8 protein-coding genes are annotated in these 12,325 nt (G+C 51.7%); all 8 read right to left on the reverse strand.

Annotated elements, in window-relative coordinates; translation table 11 throughout:
- Positions 1-9: 9 nt before the first annotated feature.
- Positions 10-1,455: a metalloprotease TldD gene (gene tldD, locus AB1E22_RS07290; RefSeq protein ID WP_367594747.1), complete on the reverse strand. Its 1,446-nt coding sequence runs from the start codon at positions 1,453-1,455 to the stop codon at positions 10-12.
- 73 nt (positions 1,456-1,528) lie between these two features.
- A complete protein-coding gene (yhdP, locus tag AB1E22_RS07295; protein ID WP_367594748.1) occupies positions 1,529-5,329 on the reverse strand; it encodes an AsmA2 domain-containing protein YhdP in 3,801 nt (1,266 codons plus the stop codon).
- A 59-nt stretch (positions 5,330-5,388) separates the two neighbouring features.
- Positions 5,389-6,858, reverse strand: coding sequence for a ribonuclease G (gene rng / locus AB1E22_RS07300; protein WP_367594749.1), 1,470 nt, complete (start codon positions 6,856-6,858; stop codon positions 5,389-5,391).
- Positions 6,848-7,441, reverse strand: a complete 594-nt coding sequence (locus AB1E22_RS07305) for a Maf family protein (RefSeq protein ID WP_367594750.1) — start codon at positions 7,439-7,441, stop codon at positions 6,848-6,850. The genes rng and AB1E22_RS07305 overlap by 11 nt, the downstream gene beginning before the upstream one ends.
- 8 nt (positions 7,442-7,449) lie before the next feature.
- Entirely contained in the window at positions 7,450-7,938 is a 489-nt protein-coding gene (gene mreD, locus AB1E22_RS07310) for a rod shape-determining protein MreD (RefSeq protein WP_064561047.1), read from the reverse strand.
- Positions 7,938-8,957 carry a rod shape-determining protein MreC gene (gene mreC / locus AB1E22_RS07315; RefSeq protein ID WP_367594751.1) on the reverse strand — a complete coding sequence of 340 codons (1,020 nt, stop codon included), beginning with the start codon at positions 8,955-8,957 and terminating at the stop codon, positions 7,938-7,940. Before mreC ends, mreD begins: the two co-directional genes overlap by 1 nt.
- 68 nt (positions 8,958-9,025) lie before the next feature.
- Positions 9,026-10,069, reverse strand: a complete 1,044-nt coding sequence (gene mreB, locus AB1E22_RS07320; protein ID WP_000913396.1) for a rod shape-determining protein MreB — start codon at positions 10,067-10,069, stop codon at positions 9,026-9,028.
- Between the two features lie 308 nt (positions 10,070-10,377).
- A complete protein-coding gene (gene csrD / locus AB1E22_RS07325) occupies positions 10,378-12,318 on the reverse strand; it encodes an RNase E specificity factor CsrD (RefSeq protein WP_367594752.1) in 1,941 nt (646 codons plus the stop codon).
- Between the last annotated feature and the right edge of the window lie 7 nt (positions 12,319-12,325).

The raw sequence follows: 12,325 nt of genomic DNA on the forward strand, positions 1-12,325 counted from the left end.
TTAAATTTATTACGCGGTTCCGCCAACCGTCAGGTTATCGACTTTAAGCGTTGGCTGGCCAACACCCACAGGCAGACTTTGCCCTTCTTTGCCGCAAACGCCCACGCCGTTATCCAGCGCCAAATCGTTACCGACCATCGAAATCTGCTGCATGGTTTCGATGCCGGAACCAATCAGCGTGGCACCTTTCACCGGTGTAGTCACTTTGCCGTTTTCGATGAGATACGCTTCGGAGGTTGAGAAGACAAACTTACCGGAGGTGATATCCACCTGCCCGCCGCCAAAGTTCGGGGCATAGATACCGTACTCAACGGATTCGATAATCTCTTGCGGCGTAGATTTCCCCGCCAGCATATAAGTGTTGGTCATTCGTGGCATTGGCAGGTGCGCGTAAGATTCACGGCGACCATTCCCCGTTGGCGCAACGCCCATCAGGCGAGCATTGAGTTTGTCCTGCATGTAGCCTTTCAGCACACCGTTTTCGATCAATACGTTGTATTGACCCGGTACGCCTTCATCGTCGATAGCCACTGAACCACGGCGATTTGCCATGGTGCCGTCATCGACCACGGTGCACAGTTCAGAGGCCACGAGCTGGCCCATTTGCCCGCTGAATACAGAAGTGCCGCGACGGTTAAAATCACCTTCCAGACCATGGCCTACCGCTTCATGCAGTAGCACGCCAGGCCAACCTGCGCCCAGAACTACCGGGAACATACCTGCCGGTGCGGCAACGGCTGAAAGCGTTACCAGCGCCATACGCACGGCTTCTTTTGCCCACGCATCAGCGCGAACTTCGCCTTCAACGGTTTCAAGGAAATATTCATAGCCAAAACGACCGCCGCCGCCGCTGGAACCGCGTTCGCGTTTGCCGTCTTCTTCAACCTGAACGCTGACGGAAAGACGCACTAACGGGCGAACATCTGCCGCCAGGGTTCCGTCTGTTGCCGCGACCAGAATCAATTCATAAACACCAGTCAGGCTGGCGGTCACTTCCTGAACACGCTTATCGGCGGCACGAGCCACGCTGTCGACGCGTTTCAGGATGTCGAGTTTCTCTTCGCGAGTCATGCTTTGCAGAGGATCCGCGCTGGTGTAGAGCGCACTATGTTGCACCGCACCTAATGTCTGTACGCGACCATTTCCTTTTTCCTGCACAATGCTTCGCGCTGCATGAGCACTTTGCTCAAGCGCCAACAGGCTGACCTGGTCGGCATAAGCAAAACCGGTTTTCTCACCGCTTACGGCACGCACGCCCACACCTTGATCGATGTTGTAAGAACCATCTTTAATAATGCGGTCTTCCAACACCCAGGACTCGTGATAACTGGACTGGAAATAGAGATCTCCATAATCGAGTCGGCGTTCGGACAATTGTCCCAAAATGGAAAACAGATCTTGATGGGTTAAGCCATTCGCAGACAGCAACTGCTCACTTACCAGGTTCAGACTCATCGTTTCGCTACTCTTATTACTTACCGATTTGGTTGATCTATTGAGCTTGAGGCAATTAACCCCGCACGTCAAATCACTTAGCGTCCTTCACCCTTGGCTGACGGAGCACTTCATTAATTTGCGGTTTATCGACCGAACCGCTGATGTGGTAACGCAGCACGGAGATTTTGCTCCATACCGGTCCTAATACTTTACTGGCAGCGAACACGGCGGCACCCACTATTGGGTTAACTGCAAACGCAGCCGCGACACCCACGGTTGCCGAGATTTCAGGGGCGACGACCGCTTCCATATCCAGCCGACGGCGAACCAAATCGACAGAACCTTTCATAGCGATATCCGCCTCCAGGCCATCCACCAGCGTATCGTCAGTGTGTAACACACCCTCTTTGATCCACGCCGTGCTGCGGATGGAGTCGAAATAGAAGCCATTGCCGAAGGTATCGCTGAAGTCAAAACGCAGTTTGCGCATTAAGGCATCCACGCTAACCAGGCGTAATAGCTGCCCGGCATGGCCGGTACCTAAATCAGCTATCTGGCCTTTACCCAATTTGCTATGAAGAATGCCATTTAATGAGGCAGCATCAGGCTGCCAGGGTTTATCACGCCAGTGCAAATCATAATCCACATCAAACGAGGAGCCCTGAATCGGAGTTTTAACGCCAAAGAAGTTCGTCGCTGCGTCAAGTTTACCGCCGCTCAGTTTGCCTTTTAGCGAAGTGCGCTCCTCAGCCGGGCTATTGACCCACTGACCATTGGCGGTGAGCCTTGCAAATCCTGAATCGACCAAACCATTTTCCAGCTCCAGCGTGCTGCCTTTAACGGTGAAGTCCCCTTCAATGCGCCCGTATTTTTGCCCCCACAGCCAGCACTCGGCGCAACGCAGTTGCAAATCAGGCCAGTCACGGAAGTCAATTGAGCTGTTTTCACTCAGCGGAGAAGCGCTTCCCGATTTTGCCGTGCTGTTACCCCAGTTTGGATTGAAGTAGAGATATTTAATGGCTGCCCGCCACGGCGCGTTATTCTGCATGGTCAACGCCGCATTCACTTCACGTCCCTGAGCTTCTACACGCGTACCGCCCGGAATAGTGTGAGAAACCAGGCTCAGGTTGTTCCACTGCTGACCAGCAAACGTCAGGGATGGCGTGCGTAAGGTAATATCGGTCGGGAATGAGGTTGAACTGCCAACGCCTTCCGCCGCCCCCTGGCTAAACAGCGCTAACCATTGCGCACCATCCATTGCCGGAAGGTCGAGTTCCAAACCTGAGTTGTCCGGTAATGGCGGGATGGTATGGCTATTGGTTGCCCAAATCGCTCGGTCAAGCGTCAGCTTTTTATTCAGTAGCCAGCGGCTGGAGAAATGATTAGTGGCCCCTGCGTTACCCGTCAATGTGAAACTATTAAGATTGCCTTTTACGGCTACTTTCAATGGCATAGGCTGACCCGCAGCTTTATCTACTGGTGCTGGTAAGTGACTGCTCACATTTTTTAGATCTGCCGCCACGTTAACCTGGTAATTCGCCTCTGCATGATAAGGAAGCGTAATCGCAACATCACCTTTCCAGGGAATATTTCCACTGAGTTCTTTATTAACCGGCGCGGGCAGCACACCCATTTTGGTCGGCTGCCAGTCGCCCTGTAAATTAACGCCAACCTGGTAATCTTTCTCGCCAGTTTTGGTATTGAAATCAATATCTACAGGCTGATTAAACCAAGTCGCCCTTAACGGCTCGCTTTTCAAATCACCATTCGTGAAGCTAAATTTCCCGGTTAAATTATGAAGCGTGCTGGAGAGCGGTTTTATCAGCAACGTATTGTTGTTGAGCTGAACGTCACCGGAAGCCGTGGTCATTTTGCCATCAAGCGGGATATCCAGATGTAAGCGAGCATTCACATCACCCCCAAGCTGGAGTTCATCAAGAGCCGCAGAGAGGGAATCTTTGAGAGGCGTATCTTTGAAGTACGGGCCCACCGCATTTCCAGGGCCGCTAATATCAGAATCAATCAGCAGCTTTTCTTTCGAGTAATCCGGAATGATAGCCGTGAGATTTCGCCCGGTCACACCACCGAGTTTGACCGCATCGGATTTCATCCACAAACCGTCGTTGATGAAATCCAGATTGATATCCAGGTTTTCTAAAGCAGGCCAATCAGGCTGGAAGGCAAATTTTGCATTGCGCAGCGGGACGTAAACTTCAAACTGACCTTCGTTATGCAGATAAGGGAAAAGATGCGGATTGCCGCCGTAAACTAACGTTGCATTATCTGCTGTCCCGCCCTGAATCGCACCGCTGAGATAATCCACCAGCTCTTTGCCCATCAGATTCTCAGGGAAGTAGCGCCAGGCATCAGCCCCGTTACTGGTACTGATTCCGGCTAAAATACCTAACCACGGATCGCCGCCCATTGGCTGGTAATAACGGAAGTCACCTGCTGCCCATACTGAGAGCGCTTTGACATCAAGATTTTTACCGTCAAGCTGGAAACCTGCGGAGTTTTTCTTCCATTCGAGCGTTGCGTTTCCATGTTCAATTTCGAGCGGCGCGCGGAAAACGCCTTCATATGGCATTTTTGCATCAGTAACCTGAGCGTTAAGCTGACCGTGCCCGACACTTCCCGTCACTGAGCCCGAGAAATGCTCGACGCCAGGCAACATCTTCCATTGGTTCCAGCTCACCTCTTTCCAGCGCCCCTGCATACGGGTGTTTTCTGTCTGCTGAAGCGGGATATCCAGCGCCAGCACGTCTATGTGCCCGCGCGGTTTTAATGTGGTCCAAATCTCACCTAATTCAGGCGAGATTTTCTCAGCAATCGGCAGCAAACCAGCGAAGCTTTCCAGCTCCATATTGGTTGCGCGAACGCGTAATTCATCGCTGCGGGTGCTTTCTTTCCCACCCACATCCTGGGGGCCTATCCATGCCAGCGCCAGCGAACCTTTCGGCCAGGTTTTGTCATCAAGTGTGATATTGGTAGAGGGAATCGCCAGGTTCCAGCCTTCATCCGAACGATTGACGTGCGCCATTAAATTATCAACGGATAGCTTATGTGCCGTGCTTTTCCCCGCCCAGCTCGCGCCGCCCTGCTTCAGCCAAATGTTACCGCCAGCAATGTCGCCCGCTTTAATATCCATCCAGGCTTCAAGCGTAAATTGCGCGGTCTGCAAATCGACATTGTCTTTCATCCAGCGGCCAAGCCACGGCTTCACATCAACATTTTCTGCCTGCAACCAGACCTTGCCGTTATTAAGCAAACCGTTGTCGTCACGCAGATCCATGCGCACTTTCGCCACGCCATGTTGGCCGGTAAAGCTTGAGAGACTGACGAGCCCCTCCGCGCGGTGGCGGTTTTCTGTGTTCAACCAGGTCAGTTGTGGGATCGCAAGTTCAGCACGTTGGCCGGAAAGGGTGAGGAAACTCAGTGTGCTGTCGCGCAGATCGAAATGATCGAACTGGCGTAAGAAGAGATCGCTAATTTTGCCCGTTTCGAACTGGCTGTCTCCGCTGTTTTGACGCAGAGGAGTATTGGTGCGCATTTGTAACTGATAGAAGGTGAGATCGCGGAATTGCCAGCGAGCATGCAAGAGACTTTGCCAGAGATCGAGCGCCAGCGTAACCCGCTTTATCGTCAATTCGCCGCCGTCTTTCAGGCCCGCTTTAATGTCGCGTACGTCCAGCGTCGGGCCGAAATTTTGCCAGCTGGCATCAAGTTGGCTGGCATCCACCGGCGTACCGGTCATGGCTTCAATTTTTTCGAGCAACGCCGGGCGCCAGGCATCGAGATGCGGCAAAACCAGCCGCAAACCACTCACCAGCAGTGCGACGATAACGATCAACGTTGCGCCAGTGAGTAGCAGAATGCCGGGCAGTCGCCTCACGAATATCTCCTTGTTTGCCGCCGGAGCGGAACTCAACTCTGCACATTCCGCGCTGAGAGTTACATCATAACGACGTCGAACTGCTCCTGATTATAGAGCGGCTCAATCTGCACCTTGACTTGCTTGCCGACAAAGATTTCCACTTCCGCCAGGGAATGGGACTCTTCGCTTTTCAGCGCTTCACCCACGGCTGGAGAGGCATAAACCAGGAAGCGATCGGAATCGTAAGCATGATGCACGCGGACAATTTCACGCATGATTTCATAGCAGACCGTTTCAACGGTTTTCACCGTACCGCGGCCATGGCAAGTTGGACAGTCGTTACAAAGCACATGTTCAACGCTTTCACGCGTACGCTTGCGCGTCATCTCAACCAGACCGAGCTGCGAAAAACCGTTAATGCTGGTTTTCACGCGATCTTTACTCAGCGCCTGTTCGAGAGAGTGCAGTACGCGACGGCGGTGATCTTCATTATTCATATCGATAAAATCAATAATGATAATCCCGCCCAGATTACGTAAACGTAACTGGCGAGCGATGGCCTGCGTCGCTTCAATATTAGTATTGAAAATGGTGTCATCAAGATTACGGTGGCCAACAAACGCACCGGTGTTGATGTCGACGGTCGTCATCGCTTCAGTTTGGTCGATAACCAGATAGCCGCCAGATTTCAGCTCAACTTTTCGCTCCAGCGCGCGCTGAATTTCGTTTTCGACATCAAAGAGGTCAAAAATAGGTTGGCGCCCACTGTAGTGTTCGATTTTGTTGTGCATTTCCGGCATGTATTCTGCAGTAAATTCCAGCAGCATGTCGTAGGTCAGACGGGAGTCGACACGAATTCTGTCGAGAGCCGCATCGGCAAAATCACGCAGCACGCGTTGCGCGAGCGCCAGTTCACCGTAGAGTTGGCAGCGCGTTTTGTTGCGTTTTTTGCGCTCGCTAACTTTCGTCCAGACGCGTTTCAGGTAAGCCGCATCTGCGGATAAATCTTCTTCGCAAACCCCTTCCGCCGCGGTGCGAATGATAAATCCGCCCTGCTCATCGCAATAGGCATTAACGACTTTTTTAAGACGATCGCGCTCTGCTTCACTTTCGATACGCTGCGAAACACCTACGTGTGACGCTCCCGGCATAAAGACCAGGTAACGGGATGGCAACGTGATGTCCGTGGTGAGGCGTGCGCCTTTAGTGCCGAGCGGGTCTTTAACCACTTGCACCATGAGGTCTTGCCCCTGACGAACCAGCTCAGAGATATCACGCACGGTGAAGTTTTTCTGCTCTTCACCTGCCACGCATTCGGTGTGTGGCATGATGTCAGAAGCGTGAAGAAACGCGGCCTTTTCAAGGCCAATATCTACAAATGCCGCCTGCATTCCCGGAAGCACCCGGCTAACACGACCTTTGTAGATATTCCCTACGATCCCGCGACGTGCTTCACGCTCAATATGAATCTCTTGCAGTATCCCACCGTCAATGTAAGCCACCCGAGTTTCCGATGGGGTCACGTTGACTAATAATTCAGCCGTCATGTTTTCCTCGTCCATCACGCAATGCGTGAAAATTACTCAGCAATTCATAGGTTTCAACGAGCGGTAAACCGACTACAGCATGGTAGCTGCCATTAATCTTCCTGACAAAACAACCACCCAGCCCTTGAATACCGTACGCACCTGCTTTGTCCATAGGCTCACCGCTGGCCACGTAACCGGCGATATCCTGTTCTGATAATGCACGGAATGTCACTTCTGTCGTTACCAGGCATTCCAGCAACGATTCCCGGTCAGCAACGGCCACCGCCGTCATCACCTGGTGCTGATTACCGGACAACATCCGCAGCATTTGGGCTGCGTGTTGTGCATCTTTAGGTTTTTCCAACACATTGCCATTGTAGATAACAATAGTATCTGCACCTAAAACCGGTAAATCATGTTCAGCAAGTGCAACGCCTGCCCGCGCTTTATCACGCGCAAGGCGCACAACATATTGTTGCGCGCTTTCATGGCTAAGACGCTTCTCTTCCACGTCAGTAATGATGCGCTCAAAAGAGACGCCCAGTTGAGTCAGAAGTTCCTGCCGACGCGGTGAACCCGATGCCAGATATAAGGATGTCATGTTCAATCCTATTGCACAGCAAATTGTTGGCGAATTTTACGCATCAACAAAAATATCCATGGCCAGAGTACACCATTGACCACGCTGCTCCAGAAAATTTCTGGGCGGAAAGAGACATTGATAACTAAAAATTCAGACCAGAAAACAATGACATCTGTCATCAGTGACAACAGCATGACCACTAAGGCCTGTTGCCAAAGCGCGAGATTACGGAATAGCTGGTACTTTAACGCCACCAGATAAGCGACGATGCTCAGGGATAACGCCCGTACGCCAAGGGTCGAGCCGCTGATCAGATCCAGTATGGCACCGACCACAAAACCTGTTCCGACATTTACGCGGTGCGGCAAAGCCAGAATCCAGTACAGCAGGATAAGCAACACCCAGTCCGGACGATAAACTTTTAAATCGTCTGGCCAGGGCATGACTTGTAACAGCAAAGCGACGAGGAAAGAAAGCCAGATAACCCAACGGCCCTGGCTACGATAACTTCCCACTACTGCCCTCCCTGGGTAGCAGGTGCCGCAGAAGTTGCTGCGGGCGACTGTGCCATTCCCGTTGCTGGAGCAGGAACTGGCGCGGGAGCCGGTGGCCCCACAGAATCAGCTGGCGGTAAAACCTGCGGCATCATTTGCATTAAACGTTCGTTAGCTACGCGATGAACTTCTTCCGGCGGCATCGGGGTTTTGCCTTCACGATCGGCCCCCCACAACAACAGCAAATAACGCAGACGTTGCAAGCCAGCCGTTGGGCGAGCCTGAATGACTGTGTATGCGCGTTGCGTATCGAGTTTCACCGAAGAAACCACACCTACTGGGTAGCCTTCCGGGAAGCGACCGCCTAAACCAGATGTCACTAATACGTCGCCTACGCGAATATCGGTATTAGCCGGCAAGTGTTCCAGTTGCAAATCGTCGGTACAGCCGTTACCCGCCGCAATAATACGGATGTCATTACGCAGAACCTGAATCGGCAGCGCATGGGTCGCATCACAAATCAGCAAAACACGGCTAGTGAGTTTCGCGACGGCAACAACCTGGCCTACGACGCCTTTATCACTGATGACCGGCTGGCCTTCATAAACCCCGTTCACGCTGCCTTTATCAATAACCACCTGGTCACTGTAAGGGTCGTTAACGGTGGAGATCACCTGGGTCACCATTTTTTGCTCGTCCTGACGCAATGGCGAACCGAGTAACTCGCGCAGGCGTGCGTTTTCCTGACGATACTGTCCCATCATCAGTAGTTCGCTGTTTTTCAGGATCAGTTCCTGACGCAGAGCACGATTTTCGAGTTCTAGCTGGTCGCGTGATGCCAGTGTTTGCGAGACGCTGTCGAGCAATTCACGGGGACCATTTGAGACAAAATAGAAAGGGCTGACGGCAGTATCCATATACGTTCGGATCTGACTGAACGTACCCAGACGGCTATCGGCAATAATGACACCAATCGCCACCAGCACCGCCAGAATCAGGCGAAACTGCAACGAAGGGCCACGGCTAAAAATTGGCTTCATAGGCTATGCGTATTCCAGGGCCAGCAAGGAAAAGGCAGTGATATTCACTGCCTTTTACGTGTGGCTGATTACTCTTCGCTGAACAAGTCGCCGCCGTGCATGTCGATCATTTCCAGTGCCTTACCACCGCCACGGGCGACGCAAGTCAATGGATCTTCTGCAACTACTACCGGAATGCCTGTTTCTTCCATCAGCAGACGGTCAAGGTTACGCAGCAATGCGCCACCGCCCGTCAGAACCATACCACGCTCAGAAATATCGGAAGCCAGTTCTGGCGGGCACTGTTCCAGCGCAACCATAACGGCACTCACGATGCCCGTTAAAGGCTCTTGCAGCGCTTCGAGGATTTCGTTGGAGTTCAGGGTAAAGCCACGCGGAACACCTTCAGCCAGGTTACGGCCACGGACTTCGATTTCACGGACTTCGTCGCCAGGGTAAGCAGAGCCGATTTCGTGTTTGATACGTTCAGCTGTTGCTTCACCAATCAATGAACCGTAGTTACGGCGCACATAATTAATGATGGCTTCGTCGAAGCGGTCACCACCGATACGTACGGAAGAAGAGTAAACCACGCCGTTCAGAGAGATAACGGCAACTTCGGTAGTACCACCGCCGATATCCACAACCATAGAACCGGTTGCTTCAGAAACTGGTAGGCCAGCACCGATTGCCGCAGCCATTGGCTCTTCAATCAGGAAGACTTCGCGAGCGCCTGCACCTTGCGCAGATTCACGAATTGCACGACGTTCAACCTGAGTTGCGCCAACTGGCACACAAACCAGAACACGCGGGCTTGGACGCATAAAGCTGTTGCTATGCACTTGCTTAATGAAGTGCTGCAGCATTTTTTCGGTCACGAAGAAGTCGGCGATAACGCCATCTTTCATCGGACGGATAGCTGCGATGTTGCCAGGGGTTCGACCCAGCATCTGTTTAGCATCATGGCCGACGGCCGCAACGCTTTTAGGTGAACCGGCACGATCCTGGCGAATAGCCACGACGGATGGCTCATTCAGTACGATGCCTTGTCCTTTTACATAAATCAGGGTATTCGCGGTACCCAGGTCAATGGACAGGTCATTGGAAAACATGCCACGAAATTTTTTCAACATACTAAGGGATAATCCTGAAAGCTGGGGCGGAAACAAAATCCGCTTACTTTACCAACCACTCATTGCAGCGACAAGGCGCAAAAATGTTCTGCAATGGTGAAAAATTGTGCAGTTTACTACGACCATTACACTTTCGGCACGTTTATCCTCGAGGTGCAGAGGAAATAAACAAACGCTGTAGATTAAACGAACAGTGTAAGGAAGCAAACCGGGTTCATTTCATGCTTCAACAATCTGGTCAGCAGGCGTATTCGCCCCCTTGAGATGCAGCGCGCGTTATTCTACGTGAAATATTTATAAACGGCAGGTTAAACCGAATATCTTTGCGAATATTTTTTCACGTTGCTATCGAGCGGTTGAGAGGCGGCAAAAAAATCCCCCTGAGCACCCGCTACGCCTTTCTCGACCAGTGTCTGCCATTCACTTCGCGTCCTGACACCAACCGCAAAAACTTGCGTCTGAGTCCCGTTACAGGCCTCAACCAGGCTCTGGACAAACAGCTGATTTTCGGTTCGTTTCTCAATGTTGCGCACAAGCCCTGGATGCAGTTTTATTAATTCCACATCCAACTCTTTAATATAAGAGGTGCTCACGACAGTCAAACCGGCCTGGGAAATCGCAATGCGAACGCCCAACGCTTTGACCAGGCGAATCACTGGCTGTAAACGGCTGATGTGTTGACAAACATCTGCCTCAGCAAGTTCAAAAAGAATGCGCTTGCGAAGTGATTTTTCGGATTGCATCAGTGCATCACGCAACCAACGCTGGAACGGCGCCCGAATCAGAGATTCTACCGACACTTGAATCGCTAACGTCTCTTCTGGCCAGAATCCTGCTAATGGCAACAAACGGGCAATGGTTTGTCGATCATATTGCTCTGACAAACCAAACTGTTTCACCATCGGCAAGTATTCAGCGGCGAGCACTTCTTGCTCGCCGTCAAAAATACGACACATGATTTCACGGTGATGCACATAACCATTCCGTAACACCGACGGCTTCTGGTAAAAACGGGGGCCGCCGCGCTGCAGGACTTGCTCAATGAGCGTACGCCATTTCACATTACCGCGCCCCTTTTCAGGCAAACTATCGTCATATACAGACCAATTGTTTGTCCCTTGCAGGGCTGCGTTACGGGTCGCCACTTCGGCGTTTTCCATAACCTGCTCTTTGGTTTGCCCGCTACGCCACGCGCAAATACCGATATGCATCATGTCATTACGGTCCAACATTCGCGTCGGCGGCAGAGAATCCACGGCATTGAGTAACTGGCTGGCGATGCTGTCGGCTTCTTTTAAGGTACGGTGCGGTAACAATACGGCAAAATCGCTGCGGAAATAGCGTGCCAGTAAAGCGCCGGGATAACGCATCACAAATGTCGACAGCATATTAATAATGGTAAATAAATATTCCTCGACCGCATTGCGCCCCCACGTTTCATGCAGGGTTTCAAAATCCGGTAACCGGATAATCATCACTACCCCGTGCGCGCCAACTTGCTCTTGCTCATCGAGTAAGGTGGCCAGTTGGTTATCAAAGAAAAGTCGATTATTCAGGCCTGTTTTTGCATCTTGCGCGGCGAAAGCACGAATCAGGGTATCCATTCTGCTGCGCTGATCGCTGGCGTTTTGCAAATCTGAAAGCAGCAAATCAAGGGCGCTGCTGGCCTGCGGCGGCCACTCCAGAACCGAACCTCGCACATCAACGCCTCTTTCTCCATTCAGAATGCGTCGCGCGCGGTTTTCCAGCAGTTCTTGCCCGGCAAGTTGCTTTTTCATCCAGCGTATGGCAAAGAACAGCACGATAAGCATGATGCCGACCGCGATAGAAAGGGGAATCGTGGTGAAAAGCGAGTTGTAGTAATTCGATACCGGATCGCGATAAGTCAGGCTGAGAAACATCCCGGGGTGCTTCATCAGTTCGATTGTCACGGTGCGAAAACTGTAGCTATTTCCCAGTATGCGATAGGTTTGAGCCAGTTGATGTTGATAAACCGTGCTGTCGCCTATTTTGAAATCGACTTCGGTGATATCAATGGGAACCATCACTTCGTTGAGGCGATTGATAAGCTCTTCTGGGGAACTTGAAACCAGGTCGTTATCAATGATGGTAGCAACAGCCGCCACACGCTGATTCACTTTATAATGCATAGCATTAAAGAAGCTTAATGAGCAGCCGACGAGCGTCACAAAAATTGCGAGGCCGGTCAGAAGCGTCATAAAAGCAGAAAGTTTCGTCGTTAATCGCATCCTTGTG

The sequence above is a fragment of the Buttiauxella gaviniae genome (assembly GCF_040786275.1).
Lineage (GTDB): Bacteria > Pseudomonadota > Gammaproteobacteria > Enterobacterales > Enterobacteriaceae > Buttiauxella > Buttiauxella gaviniae_A.